At 33.2% G+C, this 18,937-nt stretch carries 14 protein-coding genes; 10 read left to right on the top strand and 4 right to left on the bottom strand.

What is annotated here, in order from left to right; genetic code table 11:
- Nucleotides 1–4 precede the first annotated feature (4 nt).
- Together fabF and CXF54_RS01585 are read right to left on the bottom strand one after the other, a co-directional pair.
- Nucleotides 5–1,255 (bottom strand): beta-ketoacyl-ACP synthase II, encoded by a 1,251-nt coding sequence (gene fabF, locus CXF54_RS01580; protein WP_090836884.1) that lies wholly within the window; start codon nt 1,253–1,255, stop codon nt 5–7.
- Between the two features lie 11 nt (nt 1,256–1,266).
- Nucleotides 1,267–1,500: an acyl carrier protein gene (locus CXF54_RS01585; protein WP_013869581.1), complete on the bottom strand. Its 234-nt coding sequence runs from the start codon at nt 1,498–1,500 to the stop codon at nt 1,267–1,269.
- 182 nt (nt 1,501–1,682) lie between these two features.
- Here CXF54_RS01585 and CXF54_RS01590 point away from each other — a divergent pair, with 182 nt between their 5' ends.
- The 4 genes from CXF54_RS01590 (at nt 1,683) to CXF54_RS01605 (ending at nt 5,965) form a co-directional block, all read left to right on the top strand.
- Nucleotides 1,683–2,246: a phosphoribosylglycinamide formyltransferase gene (locus tag CXF54_RS01590; RefSeq protein ID WP_101202171.1), complete on the top strand. Its 564-nt coding sequence runs from the start codon at nt 1,683–1,685 to the stop codon at nt 2,244–2,246.
- Between the two features lie 99 nt (nt 2,247–2,345).
- Nucleotides 2,346–2,987, top strand: a complete 642-nt coding sequence (locus CXF54_RS01595; protein WP_090836888.1) for a viroplasmin family protein — start codon at nt 2,346–2,348, stop codon at nt 2,985–2,987.
- Nucleotides 2,988–3,065: 78 nt separating this feature from the next.
- The gene (locus CXF54_RS01600) at nt 3,066–3,992 is read left to right on the top strand and encodes a PfkB family carbohydrate kinase (RefSeq protein ID WP_101202172.1); all 927 of its coding nucleotides are present in this window, start codon (nt 3,066–3,068) and stop codon (nt 3,990–3,992) included.
- Nucleotides 3,993–4,066: 74 nt separating this feature from the next.
- Nucleotides 4,067–5,965, top strand: coding sequence for a hypothetical protein (locus CXF54_RS01605; RefSeq protein WP_101202173.1), 1,899 nt, complete (start codon nt 4,067–4,069; stop codon nt 5,963–5,965).
- 265 nt (nt 5,966–6,230) lie between these two features.
- On the opposite strand, the gene CXF54_RS01610 is transcribed toward CXF54_RS01605, so the two are convergent.
- Nucleotides 6,231–6,839 (bottom strand): superoxide dismutase, encoded by a 609-nt coding sequence (locus CXF54_RS01610; RefSeq protein ID WP_090836898.1) that lies wholly within the window; start codon nt 6,837–6,839, stop codon nt 6,231–6,233.
- Nucleotides 6,840–7,032: 193 nt separating this feature from the next.
- Between CXF54_RS01610 and CXF54_RS01615 the strand changes: the two genes are divergently transcribed.
- The 5 genes from CXF54_RS01615 (at nt 7,033) to CXF54_RS01635 (ending at nt 16,665) form a co-directional block, all read left to right on the top strand.
- Nucleotides 7,033–10,176 (top strand): UvrD-helicase domain-containing protein, encoded by a 3,144-nt coding sequence (locus tag CXF54_RS01615; RefSeq protein ID WP_101202174.1) that lies wholly within the window; start codon nt 7,033–7,035, stop codon nt 10,174–10,176.
- Between the two features lie 71 nt (nt 10,177–10,247).
- Nucleotides 10,248–11,441 carry a glycine C-acetyltransferase gene (kbl, locus tag CXF54_RS01620; RefSeq protein ID WP_090836902.1) on the top strand — a complete coding sequence of 398 codons (1,194 nt, stop codon included), beginning with the start codon at nt 10,248–10,250 and terminating at the stop codon, nt 11,439–11,441.
- A gap of 125 nt (nt 11,442–11,566) precedes the next feature.
- On the top strand, nt 11,567–13,000 hold the full coding sequence (locus CXF54_RS01625; protein WP_090836903.1) for an OmpA family protein: 1,434 nt from the start codon (nt 11,567–11,569) through the stop codon (nt 12,998–13,000).
- A 69-nt stretch (nt 13,001–13,069) separates the two neighbouring features.
- Nucleotides 13,070–15,817: a PD-(D/E)XK nuclease family protein gene (locus CXF54_RS01630; protein ID WP_101202175.1), complete on the top strand. Its 2,748-nt coding sequence runs from the start codon at nt 13,070–13,072 to the stop codon at nt 15,815–15,817.
- Nucleotides 15,817–16,665: an alpha/beta hydrolase family protein gene (locus CXF54_RS01635; protein ID WP_101202176.1), complete on the top strand. Its 849-nt coding sequence runs from the start codon at nt 15,817–15,819 to the stop codon at nt 16,663–16,665. The genes CXF54_RS01630 and CXF54_RS01635 overlap by 1 nt, the downstream gene beginning before the upstream one ends.
- Nucleotides 16,666–16,700: 35 nt before the next feature.
- Here the strand turns inward: CXF54_RS01635 and CXF54_RS01640 are convergent, their stop codons facing one another.
- Complete coding sequence (locus tag CXF54_RS01640) at nt 16,701–17,498, bottom strand: universal stress protein (RefSeq protein WP_101202177.1); 798 nt, start codon at nt 17,496–17,498, stop codon at nt 16,701–16,703.
- A gap of 95 nt (nt 17,499–17,593) precedes the next feature.
- Between CXF54_RS01640 and CXF54_RS01645 the strand changes: the two genes are divergently transcribed.
- Complete coding sequence (locus tag CXF54_RS01645; RefSeq protein WP_101202178.1) at nt 17,594–18,928, top strand: MATE family efflux transporter; 1,335 nt, start codon at nt 17,594–17,596, stop codon at nt 18,926–18,928.
- Nucleotides 18,929–18,937 lie beyond the last annotated feature (9 nt).

Here is an 18,937-nt window from a genome sequence, read left to right on the forward strand (position 1 = left end):
AAACTTAATCTAATTTTTTAAACAATACACAAGCATTGTGACCTCCAAATCCAAAAGTATTGCTCATAGCAACTTTAATCTCTCTTTTTTGTGGGGTGTTAAGTGTCAAGTTTAATTCAGAATCTATGTTTTCGTCTGGTGTAACGTGATTAATTGTTGGCGGAACAATACCATGTTCCATTGCTAAAATAGCAGCAATAGACTCAATAGCACCAGCTGCACCTAACAAGTGACCAGTCATAGACTTTGTAGAATTTATATTGATGTTTTTAGCATGATCGCCAAAAACCTCTTTAATCGCTTTTAACTCGGCAACATCACCTAAAGGTGTAGATGTTCCGTGTGTGTTGATGTGATCCACATCTTCTGGTTTTAAACCAGCATTTTCTAAACAGTTTTTCATAACTGCTATTACACCAATTCCTTCCGGATGTGGTGCTGTCATATGATAAGCATCAGAAGACATTCCGCCTCCTAAAACCTCTGCATATATTTTTGCGCCTCTTGCTTTTGCGTGCTCATATTCTTCTAGAATAATTGCTCCGGCACCTTCACCTAAAACAAAACCATCACGTGTACCATCAAAAGGTCTTGATGCTGTTTGTGGGCTTTCGTTTCTAGTTGATAAAGCATGCATAGCATTAAATCCTCCCATTCCAGCAATTGTCACTGCTGCTTCACTACCACCTGTTACAATAACATCACAATGTCCTAAACGTATATAGTTTAAGGCATCAATCATTGCGTTAGCAGAAGAAGCACATGCAGATACAGTTGTGTAATTAGGCCCCATAAAACCATTCTTAATAGAAATGTTTCCGGGTGCAATGTCTGCAATCATCTTAGGGATAAAGAATGGATTAAATCTAGGTGTACCATCACCAGCAGCAAAATTTAACACTTCATTTTGAAATGTTTCTAAACCACCAATTCCAGCGCCCCAAATAACACCAACTCTTAATTTGTTAACGGTCTCTAAGTCTAGTTTAGAGTCCGCAATAGCCTCATCAGATGCGACCATTGCGTACTGCGTAAACCTGTCCATTTTGCGGGCTTCTTTTCTATCTAGAAAATCAGTTGCCACGAAATTTTTTAACTCGCAAGCAAAGTTTGTCTTGAACTTTTCAGTATCAAAATATGTAATAGGTGCGGCACCACTTTTACCACTAATAAGACCAGACCAATACTCGTCCTTAGTGTTTCCAATTGGCGTTAACGCTCCTAACCCTGTAACTACTACTCGCTTAAGTTCCATAAATATTGTGCTTATTTAGCAGCTTCAATATAAGATACAGCCTGACCTACTGTTGCAATGTTCTCTGCTTGGTCATCTGGAATCTGGATATCGAATTCTTTTTCAAATTCCATGATTAATTCTACAGTATCTAATGAATCTGCTCCTAAGTCGTTCGTGAAGCTAGCTTCAGTTACAACTTCGTTTTCATCAACACCTAATTTGTCTACGATAATCGCTTTTACTCTTGATGCAATGTCTGACATAATTTTAATTTTTTTAGTTTTAATTAAGGGGCAAAAATAAAAAACTTTATTTTAAAACACACGTTTACTTTAAAAATGTGCTACGAATTTAATTATTTAAATCGAAGAATTTCGATTTTAGCCCGTAATTGTTAATAATTATTGCTTTTTTTGTTTGAAGAATTTAACATTGAAAATAGAAAATGAAACGTGTAGTAATTTTTGCGTCCGGTAGCGGAAGTAATGCTGAAAATTTAATAAGGTTTTTTCAAAATAGAGACAATGCGTCTGTTATTCAGGTATTAACTAACAATCCTCATGCCAAAGTCTTAGATCGCTGTAAAAAACTAAAAGTTAGCGGGTTATCGTTTAACAAAACAGCCTTTACAGCAACAGATGATGTCTTAAACCTATTAAAAGTTAACCAACCAGACTTAATTGTATTGGCTGGTTTTTTATGGAAATTTCCAGAAAACATCCTAAAGCACTTCCCAAACAAGGTTATAAACGTACACCCTGCATTATTGCCAAAATTTGGAGGAAAAGGCATGTACGGAATGCATGTGCACGAGTCTGTTGTAGCTAATAAAGAAACAGAAACAGGGATCACAATACATTATGTAAACGAACATTATGATGAAGGCGCTGTTATTTTTCAGGCTAAATGTGAGGTTTTAGCTTCAGATACAGCTTTGGACGTCGCAGAAAAGATTCATGAATTAGAAATGAAACATTTTCCGGAAGTCGTAAATAAATTATTAAGTTAGTAGATCAACTCTAATCAAAGTACTTTATACAGCGTATAGTATAACTTTAACTGATTTAAGATAAAACAATACCGTTTTCGCTTGAGCGGAAATTAAAAAATGGGTAAAAAGAAGAAAAAATATTACACCGTTTGGCAAGGACATCATAAAGGCGTTTTTGAATCCTGGAATGATTGCAAAGCACAAATCAAAGATTATCCTGGAGCGCAATACAAATCCTTTGCTACGTTTGACGCTGCCAAAGCCGCCTTAAAAGGAAATTACTTTGACTACATTGGAAAAAAGGAAGGCTTTAAAAGCGAGTTAAGCCATGAACAGCTTAAAAAAATTGGGCGTCCAAATTATAATTCTATTTCTGTAGATGCAGCCTCTTCTGGTAATCCCGGGATAATGGAATATCGTGGCGTAGAAACAAAATCTAAAAAACAACTATTTAAACAAGGTCCTTTTGCTGAAGGCACCAATAATATTGGCGAATTTTTAGCTTTAGTACATGGCTTAAGTTTTTTAAAAAAACATAATAGCGACTTACTTATATATACAGACTCTAAAACCGCTATGAGTTGGGTGCGCAAAAAAACGTGCAATAGCAAACTAGAACGTAACGCAAAAAACAAACCGGTGTACGATTTAGTAGACCGCGCAGTTAATTGGCTAAAAGAAAACGATTATAAAACCACGATAGTTAAATGGGAAACCAAAGCTTGGGGTGAAATCCCTGCAGATTTTGGTCGAAAATAATTAGCGTTTCTTTCAATAGATTCCACTTTTTTACAGAATATATTTTACGTAAGTTTGCACTAAATTTTAAAGCCATTTATGAGCAAGTTAGTAATAGTAGGTACAGTAGCATTTGACGCTATAGAAACCCCTTTTGGTAAAACCGATAAAATTCTTGGTGGAGCAGCAACATATATAGGGTTGTCTGCAGCAAACTTTAATGTAGATCAAGCAGCAGTATCTGTTGTTGGAGGAGATTTTCCTCAGGAATATTTAGATCTTTTAACAGAAAGAAACGTAAATATTGAAGGTGTCGAAATTGTAAAAGACGGTAAAACCTTTTTCTGGAGTGGAAAATATCATAATGACATGAACTCTCGTGATACGTTAGCTACAGAATTAAATGTATTAGAGCATTTTAATCCTGTAGTTCCTGAAAATTATCGTGATGCAGAGATCGTGATGTTAGGTAATTTACACCCTTTAGTACAGCAAGGTGTTTTAGACCAAATGACTAAAAAGCCAAAATTAGCTATTTTAGACACTATGAATTTCTGGATGGACATCGCTTTAGATGATTTAATTTCAGTAATTAAAAATGTAGATGTTATTACTATTAATGATGAAGAGGCAAGACAATTAACTGGAGAATACAGTTTAGTAGTTGCTGCTAGAAAGATTCATGAAATGGGACCAAAATATGTAGTTATTAAAAAAGGAGAGCACGGTGCTTTACTTTTCCATGATGACCATATGTTTTACGCACCTGCTTTACCATTAGAAGAAGTCTTTGATCCAACAGGAGCTGGAGATACTTTTGCTGGTGGATTTGCTGGATATTTAGCAAGCACTGGAGATATTAGTTTTGAAAACATGAAAAACGCAGTAATCTACGGATCTACTTTAGCATCTTTTTGTGTGGAGAAATTTGGAACAGAGCGCATGGTAACCTTGAAAAAAGAGGAAGTCAACAAACGTTTGCTGGAGTTTAAAAAACTGACACAGTTCGATATAGAATTAACATAAACTAACGCGCTCATAATTATGAGCGCGTTTTTTATTTTTATTATTTTAATAAAACAACTCACAACACAACAACAATGAGTGATGCTTTAAAACACGAGTGCGGAATTGCACTTATTAGATTACGTAAACCGTTAGAATTTTACAAAGAGAAATATGGTAGTGCATTTTATGGTGTAAATAAAATGTATTTAATGATGGAAAAGCAACACAATCGCGGTCAAGATGGTGCTGGTTTTGCAAGTATTAAAATGGACACATTACCAGGAGAACGTTACATTAGCCGTGTACGCTCTATCGCACAACAACCTATTCAGGATATTTTTGCTCAAATTAATGACCGCATTAATAAAGAATTAGCAGATCATCCAGAATACCAAGATAGCGTTGCGCTTCAAAAAAAGCATATTCCATATATAGGCGAGCTTTTATTAGGTCACGTACGTTATGGTACTTTTGGTAAAAACAGTGTAGAAAGTGTTCATCCTTTTTTAAGACAAAATAACTGGATGCACCGTAACCTTATTTTAGCTGGTAACTTTAACATGACTAATGTTAAAGAGCTTTTTCAAAGTTTAGTCGATCTTGGTCAACACCCAAAAGAATATACGGACACCATTACTATAATGGAAAAAATAGGTCACTTTTTAGATGATGCGGTAAGTAAAATTTATAAAGAACTTAAAAACGAAGGTTATGGTAAGCATGAGTGCTCTCCATTAATAGCAGAACGTTTAAAAATTGCTAAAATATTAAGACGTGCTGCAAAAAACTGGGATGGTGGCTATGCTATGGCTGGTTTAATTGGACATGGAGATGCTTTTGTGCTTCGTGATCCTGCAGGAATACGCCCAGTGTACTATTACACTGATGACGAGATTGTTGTTGTCGCTTCAGAGCGTCCAGTAATACAAACGGTATTTAATGTAGAGTTTGATGATGTTAAGGAGTTAACCCCAGGTCATGCTTTAATCTCTAAAAAATCCGGTGCTGTTTCAATTAAAAAAATATTAGAACCTTTAGAACGCAAATCATGTAGTTTTGAGCGTATTTACTTTTCAAGAGGAAGTGATGCCGAAATATATCAAGAGCGTAAAATGTTGGGGCGCCTATTAATGCCTAAAGTTTTAAAGGCAATTGATAATGACACAGAAAACTCGGTGTTTTCATACATACCAAATACAGCAGAAACATCATTTTACGGAATGATTGAAACTGTAGAAGAGCATTTAAATGAAAAGAAAACAAAGGCTATTTTAAACGGTAATGGAAAATTATCTGCAGATGAAGTGACTTCTATTTTAAAAGAAAGACCTCGTATCGAGAAAATAGCTATAAAGGATGTAAAACTAAGAACCTTTATTACGGAAGACAGTAGTCGTGATGACTTGGTTGCACACGTTTACGATGTCACTTACGGTGTTATCAAACCAACAGATAACTTGGTTATTATTGATGATAGTATTGTGCGTGGTACAACCTTAAAAAAGAGTATTATTAAAATGATGGACAGATTACATCCTAAAAAGATTGTAATTGTATCCTCAGCACCACAAATACGTTTTCCTGATTGCTATGGTATTGACATGGCTAATCTAGAAACTTTAGTTGCTTTTAACGCTGCTTTAGCCTTACTTAAAGAAAACGGTAAGTATGACTTAGTAGAAGAAGTGTACCACAGGTGTAAAGCACAAGAAACATTAGCAGATAAAGATGTTAAGAATTTTGTAAACGAAATATACGATCAGTTTACTACAGAGCAGATTTCGGCTAAAATATCTGAGCTATTAACAGACGAATCAGTAAAGGCGGAAGTAGAAATTATTTTTCAACCAGTATCTAATTTACATAAAGCCATCCCTGATCATTTAGGAGATTGGTACTTTACAGGAAATTATCCAACTGCTGGAGGTAACAGAGTGGTTAACAGAGCATTTATTAATTTTTACGAAGGAAATAAAGAACGTGCTTATTAAACCAAGCTATTTTCTTACATCAAATCAGTTAACCGATTATATTTACGTTTTAACCATAATATACAACAAGTCAATTTAATTGTCGTTATATTTGAGCTTACCATAACATAAGTAGGTTAAGTTCATGGTAGATTTGGGGCAAAAAAGGAGAACTCTCGTTCTCCTTTTTTATTTGCCAAAAATTAAGCAAAACATACAATTTATAGCATAAAAAAAAGCAGATTCAAATGAATCTGCTTTTATATTTTATAAACGTTTTAAAAGCTTATTTAGCTTCTGCGTAACGTCTTTCAACTTCGTTCCAGTTAATTACATTAAAGAAAGCATCAATATAATCAGGTCTTCTGTTTTGGTAGTTTAAGTAGTAAGCATGCTCCCAAACATCTAATCCTAAGATTGGAGTTCCTTCGCAAGTTACACCTGGCATTAATGGGTTGTCTTGGTTTGGAGTAGAACATACTTCAACCTTACCTCCTTTATGCACACATAACCAAGCCCAACCTGAACCAAATTGTGTTGCTGCTGCTTTACTAAAAGCATCTTTAAAAGCTTCAAAAGATCCGTAAGCTGCTTCAATAGCATCTTTTAAATCTCCTGACAAACGTCCTTTTCCCTCTGGATTCATAACTTCCCAAAATAATGAGTGGTTATAAAAACCTCCACCATTATTTCTAACAGCCATATTTTTCATATCTAAGTTAGCAAGAATATCTTCGATAGATTTTCCTTCTAAATCAGTTCCTTCTATAGCAGCATTTAATTTAGTTGTGTAACCGTTATGGTGCTTAGTGTGGTGTATCTCCATTGTACGTGCATCGATATTTGGTTCTAATGCATCATACGCATATTTTAATTTTGGTAATTCAAATGCCATGATTGTATGTTTTAAATATTAATATTCAATTTTATCAAAAATAAACATTAAAGCTTTCAATCAAAAATATTTAAGGACTCTATTAATTCTATTTAATAATATTTTAACACCAGAAATTAATTATTACAGATTGTTTTGAAATAAATTTAACAACCATAATATTGTTATTATCTTGTCTAAAATTAAAAATTAAATGTCTGAAACAACTCCTTTTAAAGTTTACGATGCCTCCGCAGGAAGCGGAAAAACCTTTGCATTAGTTAAGGAGTATTTAAAATTATTATTTACCGCAACTTACAACGATGGCTTCAAACAAATATTAGCTATAACCTTTACCAACAAAGCGGTTGGCGAGATGAAAACTAGAATTTTAGACACCTTAAAACAGTTTTCTGACCCAGAGATTAGCGCAGACACAAATGGGATGTTTAAAGCTATTACAGAAGAGTTAGCATTGCAACCAAAAGATGTCCATCAAAAAGCCATTGTTTTGCTAAATACAATCATGCATAATTATGCCGCTTTTGATATTTCTACTATTGATGGTTTTAATCACAAATTAATTAGGACGTTTGCACATGATTTAAAGATTCCGATAAATTTTGAAGTCGAGCTAGACACACCTTCTTTACTAAGTCAAGCTGTAGACAGTTTAATTGCTAAAGCTGGAACAGATAAAAAGCTAACCAAAGTGTTAATAGATTTTGCTCTAGAAAAAGCAGATGACGACAAGAGCTGGGATGTCTCTAGAGATTTTAACACCATTGCAAAACTTTTAATTAACGATAACGATTTACCACATTTAGAAAGCATAAAGCATAAAACGCTAGAAGATTTTAGTGGCCTGAAGTCGCAACTTATTAAACAGATTGCTAATCAAGAGGTGCTAATTGCAGAATTAGCCAACAATTTATTATCTGTATTTGAAGCCAATGGATTAGATCAAAAAAGTTTTTCTAGAGGAACACTATTTAATCATTTTGTAAAGATTTCTAATTTAGAATTTTATAAAATTTACGACAATCAATTAGCAAATAACATAGCAGAAGGCAAACTCTACACAAAAACATTAGATTCCGCGAAAGCGCAAGCAATAGATCAACTTTTACCACAAATAGAAACCGTTTATCACAAAATAAAGGCGACCGTTTTAGATGTCAAATTCTTAAGAGCGGTGTACAAAAATGTAACACCATTATCTGTCCTAAATGCTATTAATAAAGAGTTAACACTAATAAAAGAAGACGAAAACAAATTACTAATATCAGAATTTAACACCTTAATTAGTAAAGAAATAAAAAACCAACCGACGCCTTTTATATATGAGCGTTTAGGCGAAAAGTTTAGACATTATTTTATTGACGAGTTTCAGGACACGTCACAAATGCAATGGGAAAACTTGATTCCGCTAATAGAAAACACGCTTACCGGACAGAATCTAAAAGGAGAACAAGGAACCGCTATGTTAGTCGGTGATGCTAAACAAGCCATTTATAGATGGCGAGGTGGAAAAGCAGAACAGTTTATTGGCCTAACAAAAGAAGAAAACCCTTTTCCTGTCGAAAAAGAAGTAGTAAGACTAGAATATAATTATAGGAGTTATAAAAATGTTATTGAATTTAATAATCAGTTTTTTGATTATTTATCGCAAACCAGCTTTAGCAGTCCTGACTATTCTGACTTATACAATAAGGCCAAACAAAAACCAGTAATAAAACATGAAGGCTATGTAAACCTAAATTTTCTGGACATACAAAGCGAAGATGATATAAACCAATTATATCCGGAAACTGTATTTGAAACCATAAACAAGTGTTTAGAAAACAATTACAACCTTAAGGATATTTGCATATTAGTTAGAAAGAAAAAAGAAGGTGTTGCAATAGCCGAATATTTAAGCGACAAAGGCGTGCGTATTACATCCTCTGAAACCATGCTTATCAACAACTCTGAGGATGTTAGACTTGTTGTAAATATTTTTAGATTACTAGTTAACCCTAATAATCTTGAGGTCAAGATTAAAGTCTTAGACTATATTGCTAGTCTAAATGCTATTGAAGATAAACATCAGTTTTTTAAAACACATTTAAATTTACCGCTCCAAGCGTTTTTTGAGAGCTTTAAGTTATTTGATATTGATTGTGACCCAACACAATTAGTTCAGTTGTCTTTATACGATTTAACAGAAAGTATCGTGAGGGGGTTTAACCTGACAAAAAACTCGAATGCCTATATCCAATATTTTTTAGATATCATTTTAGAGTTTTCTCAAAAGAAGATTTCGGACATTCCTGGATTTTTGGACTATTACGATACTAAAAAAGACAGTTTAAATATCGTGTCGCCAAGTAATCAAAATGCCATTCAGATTATGACGATTCATAAATCAAAAGGGTTGGAATTTCCGGTAGTAATTTTCCCGTATGCACAATTAGAAATTTATAGAGAAATGGAACCTAAAGAATGGTTTCCGTTAGACCAAAGCCAATTTAATGGCTTTTCAAAAACACTAATTAACTTTAATAAAGATTTTGAAGACTTTGGTGACATAGGAGAATCTATCTATTTAAAACATAGATCGGAACAGGAATTAGACAACATGAATCTGTTATATGTAGCCTTAACACGACCAATCGAACAATTATATATAATTTCTAAAAAAGAAAACCAAACTAAAACCGGTGTTAAATTTGACAGTTACTCTGGACTATTAATGAATTACCTAATGCAACAAGGGTTATGGAATGATAGTCAATTAGAGTATAGCTTTGGACAGCAAAACCGTGAGGTAGTACCAGAAGAAAAGCCTGAAACAACTCAAGAAACAGAACAGTTTATTAGTGTTGCCAAGCAGGATCATGATATTAAAATTATCACCAAATCTGGATACTTATGGGATACAGAACAACAAAATGCAATTGAAAAAGGTAATTTAATTCATGATATTATGGCAGAAATTAATACTAAAAAAGAGGTGCCTGCCGTAATTAAAGATTATATCAACTCTGGAATTATTAATAAAGAACAAACTTTACTATTAAAAGACACCATAAATACTATTATTAACCACCCAGAACTCAAAGATTATTATAGCACAGACTACACTATATATAATGAACGTGATATTATCTCTAAATCTGGAACAATAATAAGACCTGACCGTTTAGCTATAAAAGATAACACAGCCACTATTATAGATTATAAAACAGGATTACCAGATCCCAAATACCAACAACAATTAGAAACGTATTCTGATATTTTAAAAGAGATGAATTTTACAGTAGACAAAAAAATACTGATTTATGTTAATGACGCTATAAAAATAGTGACGTATTAACATAAAAGAAAAATCACAACCATTATCTTAAAGAAAAACATTACTAAATTTGCAAAACTAAAATACGACATATGTACAGCAATATAAAAGAACATCTCCAAAAAGAAATACAAGACATAAAAGACAATGGGCTTTTTAAAGAAGAACGCATTATAACTTCTGCTCAAGGTGCAGAAATTACTTTAAACACAGGAGAACGTGTTTTAAACTTTTGTGCTAACAACTATTTAGGACTATCCTCACATCCAGACGTTATAAAAGCTGCACAAGACACAATGGATACTCATGGATTCGGGATGTCTTCTGTACGTTTTATTTGCGGTACTCAAGATATACACAAAACTTTAGAGCAAAAAATATCTGATTTTTATGGAACTGAAGACACAATACTATACGCTGCAGCATTTGATGCTAACGGTGGTGTGTTTGAACCTTTATTAGGAAAAGAAGATGCTATTATATCAGATTCTTTAAACCACGCCTCTATTATAGACGGTGTTAGATTATGTAAAGCAGCGCGCTATCGTTACAAAAACAATGACATGGCAGATTTAGAGCAACAACTAATTGATGCAAATAAAAATGGAGCTCGTTTTAAAATCGTCGTAACTGACGGAGTGTTTTCAATGGACGGACTTGTAGCACCTTTAGATCAAATAACAATCTTAGCAGAAAAATATGATGCTATGATTATGATTGACGAGTGCCACTCTGCTGGATTCATAGGAGAAACTGGTCGTGGTACTTTAGAAGAAAAAGGAGTAATGGGTAAAATTGACATTATTACCGGAACGTTAGGAAAAGCACTTGGAGGTGCGATGGGCGGTTATACAACTGGTAAAAAAGAAATAATAGAAGTACTTCGTCAACGTTCTAGACCGTATTTATTTTCAAATTCTTTAGCCCCAGCAATTGTTGGTGCTTCGATTAAAGTCTTTGATATGTTATCTAATGACAATACTTTACGTGATCAATTAGAAGAAAACACTGCTTTTTTCAAAAAAGGAATGAAAGCAGCAGGATTTGATATCATAGATGGAGACTCTGCAATTGTACCTGTAATGTTATATGACGCTAAATTATCTCAGACTATGGCAAACATGTTATTAAAAGAAGGAATTTATGTCATTGGATTCTTTTTCCCAGTAGTACCAAAAGATAAAGCAAGAATACGCGTGCAACTATCCGCTGCGCATACAAAAGAACAATTAGAAAAAGCCATTGCAGCCTTCATAAAAGTAGGTAAAGCACTGGAAATTATCTAGAAAGATTCTATAATAGATAAACAAAAGCACTAAATAATCAATATTTTTATATATTTGTCTTTGTTAATAATATATAACAACTTATTTTTGCTTTTAATTAACACTTAAAAATTAAACTTTTGAATATGAAAAATCTTAGCAGATTATTGTTCACAATGTTACTACTTACAAGTATGGGTAACGTTATGGCTCAAAATGAAAACAATCCGTGGGCAATCAACTTCGGTATTAACGCAGTAGATGTTTATCCAGTAGGAGAAAACATGCCTCAAGGAGATTACTTTGATGAGTTCTTCAATGCTGAAGATCACTGGAGTATTTTACCTTCTTTATCTACTATCTCTGTATCTAAGTATGTAGGAGACAACTTTTCAGTACAAGCTGGAGGTTCTTTAAACAGACTTACAAAATGGGGAGAAAATACTTCAAACCCTAGTTTAGGAGTTAGTGATTTAGCTTACTATGCACTTGATGCTAATGTAAGATACCACTTAGGAGAAGTTATTGGTTCAAAAAAATTAGATCCAGCTATCGGAATTGGTGGTGGTTACACATGGATTGAGGAAGGAACTTACAATACGTTTTCTACAGTAGCAGGTTCTAACAATGCTGTTGGAGCAGGAACTTTAAATGCTTCTTTAGGTTTAACTTACTGGTTCTCTGATAACATTGGTTTATTTGTTGAGTCTAAATATAAGCACTCTTTTGAAGACTACTTAACTAAGCATTTCCAACACTCTGCAGGTCTTACTGTAAGATTTGGAGGAACTGATACTGATGGTGACGGAATATATGACAAAAACGATGCTTGTCCTGATGTACCTGGATTAGAAGCTTTCAACGGTTGTCCTGATGCTGATGGTGATGGAATCGAAGATTCTAAAGATACTTGTCCTGAAGTAGCTGGTTTAGCTGAATTTAACGGATGTCCAGATACTGATGGTGATGGTGTTTCTGATAACAACGATGACTGTCCACAAGTAAAAGGATTAAAATCTTTAAAAGGTTGTCCTGATGCTGATGGTGATGGTGTAACTGACGCTAAAGATAAGTGTCCAAGTGAAGCTGGTCCTGCTGCAAACAGTGGATGTCCTTGGCCTGATACTGACGGAGACGGTGTATTAGACAAAGATGATAACTGTCCTAAAGTTGTAGGTACTGTTGCAAACAAAGGTTGTCCTGAAGTTGCTGCTGCTCCAACTCAAGTTGTATTAGACAAGTTAAATAGCTATGCTAAAACTATCTTATTTGATACTGGTAAATCTAGCTTTAGATCAGAAACTTTTTCTGTACTACAGTCTATTACTGCTATCTTAAAAGAATACCCAGAGTCTAACTTTACAATCGAAGGTCACACTGATAGTGTTGGAAGCAAAACTTCTAACCAAACTTTATCTGACTCTAGAGCTAACGCTGTAATGGCTTACTTAATCGAAAACGGAATTAGTTCTCAAAGATTAAACGCTTACGGATTTGGTGAAGATTACCCAATCGACAGTAACACTACTAAGGCTGGAAGATTTAACAATAGACGTGTAGAAGTTAAACTTAGAAAATAAGTTTAAACAAAACATTAAATTTTATAGAAAAACGCTTCGGGAAACCGAAGCGTTTTTTATTTTTATATAATGACAAACTTTATTCAAGACGTACTAATAGACCTGAAAAATAAACACGCTAATTTTAGCGAACTTATTTTTATTTTACCCAGCAGAAGAGCTGGAGTATTTTTAAGACGTGAACTAAGTTTAATTTTAGACCAAACACTATTTGCTCCTAAAATAGTAAGTATAGAGTCTTTTGTAGAAGAGCTGTCTGAGCTAAAATCAGTATCAAATACAGAACTACTATTTCAATTTTACAACACTTATATTCAATTAACACCAAAACCTGAAAGAGAGGATTTTGACACGTTTTCAAAATGGGCTCAGATAATTTTACAGGATTTTAATGAAATTGATCGTTATCTGATTCCACAATCAAAAATATTTGACTATTTAAAAGCAATACAAGATTTAGAACATTGGTCGTTAGAACCAAACCAAACAGAAGTAGTTACCAACTATCTAAAGTTTTGGAACAAGCTCCCTATCTATTATAAAAACTTCACACAAAATCTAATAGAAAACAAACAAGGCTACCAAGGCTTACTTTACAGAGAAGCCTTTAATAACATCAAAAACTACATTGATAATACAAATCAACAGCATATATTTTTAGGATTTAATGCCTTAAATGCTGCCGAAGAAAATATAATTCAAGATTTACTGCGTGAAAATTTAGCATCGATTTATTGGGATACAGACCAATCCTTTTTAGATAACAAAATACATGATGCTGGATTATTTATTAGACAACATCAAAACAATTGGGAGCATTTTAAAACAGCACCTTTTAATTGGAAAAATAACCATTACAAAAGTCAGAAAAATATATCTGTCTTTGGAGTACCCAAAAATATTGGTCAAGCAAAAGCTATTGGATCTATATTACAAGATTTATCAAAAAACGATCCTTCCTTAAAAAAAACAGCTGTAGTTTTAGGAGATGAAAACTTACTTATTCCTGTATTAAATTCTATTCCAGAATCAGTAAAGACATTAAACATCACTATGGGGTTCCCTTTAAAATCAATCCCGCTAGCATCTTTGTTTGAACACCTTTTTAACTTACAAAAAAAGAACAGTTTAACCTATTACTATAAAGATGTAATAAGTATACTAACGCATCAATTTATACAACCACTGTTTAAAAATGGAAGTGCTATTGATTTGGTGGAGTTAATAAACAAAAACAATCTAGTTTATTTAACTGAAGCTGATTTAAAAGCTATTTGCAAAACAGAAGCGACGCTTTTACCCTTACTGTTTAGTAATTGGAATAACGATGCAAATACCGGCTTAAATAGCTGCTTTAAGCTTATAGCGACTATAAAAGAACACTTGTCTGAAGACAAAAAACAAAACCAACTAGGATTAGAATATCTATATCGATTCAATACGTTGTTTAATGAGATATTGCGTCTAAACGATGCCTATAAACACATCAAGGATATCAAAGGTCTTTATAGTATCTTTAAAGAACTACTAAGCTCAGAAACCTTAGATTTTCAAGGAGAACCACTACAAGGTTTACAAATCATGGGAATGTTAGAATCTAGAGTATTAGATTTTGAGACCATAATAATCTCTAATGTTAATGAGGGGATATTACCGTCAGGAAAATCCAACAACTCTTTTATACCGTTTGATGTTAAAATAGAAAACAAGCTACCTACTTATAAAGAAAAAGATGCAGTGTACACCTATCACTTTTATCACTTATTACAACGGGCTAAAAATGTATATGTACTTTACAATACAGAAATAGACACCTTAGTTGGAGGAGAGAAAAGTAGATTTATAAATCAATTGGAGTTAGAAAACATCCATAACATAAATCATAAAATACTCACACCAAAAGTTCCCAGCTATAAAAAAGAACTCGCTATAATTACAAAAACAGAAAGTGCCATTTCTCAGTTAAAAGAAATAGCACGTAAAGGATTTTCACCATCATCCTTAACCAGCTACGTTAGAAATCCAATAGATTTTTATTACCAAAAACTACTAGGCATATCAGATCTAGAAGAAGTAGAAGAAACCATTGCGGCAAACACTTTAGGTACAGTAGTGCATAACACCTTAGAACAATTATACCTACCATACAAGCAACAACTACTAACTGTAGATATTGTAAAAAGCTTAATCCCTCAAATAGATAAAAATATCACTGCCTTTTTCAAAGAAGAATACAAAGAAGGCGATATGACCAAAGGTAAAAACCTTATTGTTTTTGAGATTGCAAAACGCTACGTCCTTAACTTTTTAAACCTTGAAATTGAAGATTTAAAAAAAGGGAATACCATCAAAATAATTGACTTAGAAGCCGAAACAAATAATGTTGCTATCAAAATTGAAGGCTTAGATTTTCCGATACAATTAAGAGGAACAGTTGATAGAATTGACGAGTTTAATGGTGTTACTAGAATTATAGATTATAAAACGGGAAAAGTCGACCAAAGTAAAGTGTCTATAGTAGATTGGGAAGACTTAACATCAGATTACGACAAGTACAGTAAATCATTTCAAGTTTTAATGTATGCCTACATGCTTCATAAAAAGAAGATCACAGAACTGCCTTTAGAGGCTGGTATAGTTTCGTTTAAAAACTTAAGTGAAGGGTTGTTAAAATTTACTAAAAAAGATCAAGTTAGAGGCGGAAACAAAGACACTTTAATCACAGAAGATACCCTAGTCGAATTTGAAATTCAGCTTAAAAAATTAATCTTAGAAATATTTGACCCAACTATAGATTTTATTGAAAAAGAACTATAATGATTGAAAAAAACCTCGTTTTAGATAGAAAAAACCAAAAACCAATTGTTTTTGATGTGTTTTACAACAAAACAAGTACACCAAAATCATTAGTTGTTTTTTGTCATGGCTATAAAGGCTTTAAAGATTGGGGCTCTTGGGATCAAGTAGCAGAGCAATTTAAAAACGCTGGTTTGTTTTTTGTTAAATTTAACTTCTCTCATAATGGGGGTACAGTAAATCAACCCATAGATTTTCCGGATTTAGAGGCTTTCGCAGAAAACAACTACACAAAAGAATTACAGGATTTAGATGATATAATTACGTTTCTAAATTCGGATAAAAACCCACTATCTAACCAAATTAACACACAACATATTACAGTAATTGGCCACTCTAGAGGTGGTGGTATAGCGACTATAAAAGCTAGCGAAGACAACCGTATTACTAAGTTAATTACTTGGGCAAGTGTTTGCGCCTTTGGAAAACGCACCTCCACAACCGGAGACTTAGAACAATGGAAAAAAGCAGGTGTAAAATATGTGCTAAATGGCAGAACAAAACAAAAAATGCCACATAACTATCAGTTTTATTTAGACTACAAAGCACATGAAGCAAGATTAAATATAGAAAACGCATGTAAACACATCGCTATTCCACACGCAATCATACATGCAATTGATGACCCATCAGTTAGTTTTGAAGAAGCAAAACAATTACATAATTGGAACCCTAAAAGCACGCTATTAAGTCTTAAAAACAGTAATCACGTATTTAACGCAAGCCATCCTTGGAACAGTAATACATTACCAGAAGCACTTCAGACTGTTGTAACTGAAACCATTACTTTTATAAATACAAAAGCTTAAAAAGAACGGCATCTAAAATCTAATTGGAATTATTTCTATTTTAAACCACTAAGGACTAAAACAGGTAACGTTGACACATAAAAGTCTCTTTTAAGGATATTATTTTTCTCCCATATCTTAGTAAAGAATCCTCTTTTACGTCTAACAACACACAATAAATCAGGATTAAAATCTTTATAGTGCTCTAAAACACCTTGAAAAGTTGTTGCGTTTTCACTTTCTTTTATAGTAGAAGCAATGGCTTTTAAATCGTCATTTACAAGTATATCTTCATCGCTATGCATTGGTGTTTTTACTAACAGTAAGTTTACTGTAGCATTAAACTGTTTTTTAAAGCTCACTAACGGTGCTAAAGCATCTGTTTTATTAATAACAGCAGATTTTATAGCCATTAATATAGAATTAATAGATTTGTACTGATAGCCTTCAGGTACAATCAATGCTGGTATATTAGTTTGCTTAATAATCTTCCCAGATGTTTTACCTAAGTACACCTCATCTTTAATAGAGTTTGTTCTTGGTTCTAACATGATCAAATCAATATCTAGTGTTTTACAAACCAACTCTAAAGTATCTACTAATTTACCTTTAAAAGTCTTTACAACAACCTGAACATTTTTAGTATTTACTTTAGCCACGTGATTGTTTAAAAAATCTAAACTTTCGCGTTCTAAAATATCATCTACTTTAATCATAGTTCCGGACTTAGTGTATACATTGTAAATTTGTACTACATACACTTTTGCCCCAAAAGCTTCGGCAAAATCAACTGCGTATTGTAAATGACTTTGTGCGTTTTTGGAAGACCCAACAGGAACTAAAATAGATTTCATATAAAGTAAATTTAGAAATCAAAAATACAGATTTTTATTCACAAAAACTTCGATAATCTTTTACGACCTTTGTAAAACCAATCTTAACGTCTATTTTGAGCACTTCTATTAGTTTAAAACACATAAATAAACTCGCAATTCCAGCCTTAATTGCGGGTGTATCAGAGCCTATTTTATCGTTAACAGATGCTGCAGTAGTTGGTAATGTCCAAAATAACCCAACAGAGGCTTTAGCTGCAATTGGTATTGTAACTACCTTTTTATCCATGCTAATCTGGATATTGGGTCAAACCAGAAGCGCTATTTCGTCCATAATATCACAACATGTTGGGGCTAATAAACTAGATCAAGTAAAAGATTTACCAGCACAAGCTATTTTTTTAATCACCTCGTTAAGCTTAGTAATTATAGCCACTACCTACCCTTTTGCTTCGCAAATATTTGCGTTATACAATGCCTCAGATTTAATCTTAGACTATAGTATTGATTATTATAAAATTCGCGTATTTGGCTTTCCGTTTACCCTATTTGTAATTGCTGTATTCGGGACATTTAGAGGGCTTCAAAACACGTTTTACCCAATGATAATAGCTATAATTGGAGCAGGACTAAATGTAATATTAGACTTTGCTTTTGTTTATGGTATCACAGGATTAATAACCCCTATGCATATCAAAGGTGCTGCGTATGCAAGTGTTATTGCTCAGATTGTAATGGCTTTAATTTCGGGATATTTATTATTGACCAAAACAGCAATACCCTTGCGCATTACATTTCCGTTTAATAAACAAATTGGCAATTTTGCCCTCATGATTTTAAACCTATTTATACGGACATTAGCACTAAATATCACGCTTTATTTTGCTACAAAATTCGCAACTGGATATGGTAAAAATTATATTGCAGCCTATACAATAGCCATAAACTTATGGTTTTTAGGGGCGTTTATAATTGATGGATATGCTAGTGCAGGAAATATCTTATCTGGTAAATTACTAGGAGAAAAAAATTACGGAACACTGCTACAACTTAGCAATAAACTAATAAAAATAGGCATTTTACAAGGCTGTATCATTGCTGTTTTGGGTGCTATTTTTTACTATCCTATTGGACACATATTTACTAAAGAGCCCGAAGTCTTAAAGCAGTTTTACAACGTCTTTTGGATTGTTTTAGCCATGCAACCCCTGTGTGCGTTAGCGTTTATATTTGACGGTATGTTTAAAGGACTAGGTAAGATGAAGGATTTACGCAACCTTTTATTACTATCTACTATCCTAGTGTTTTTACCAATACTTTTTATCGCAGATCATTATGATTTTAAACTAAAGGGTATATTTATAGCCTTCACCTTTTGGATTATAGCACGTGGTTTTCCGTTAATTATAAAATTTAGAAAACAATTTTCACCTCTTGCCCAAAACAACTAACTTTACCGC

The organism is Olleya sp. 1-3 (assembly GCF_002836085.1).
Taxonomy (GTDB): Bacteria; Bacteroidota; Bacteroidia; order Flavobacteriales; family Flavobacteriaceae; genus Olleya; species Olleya namhaensis.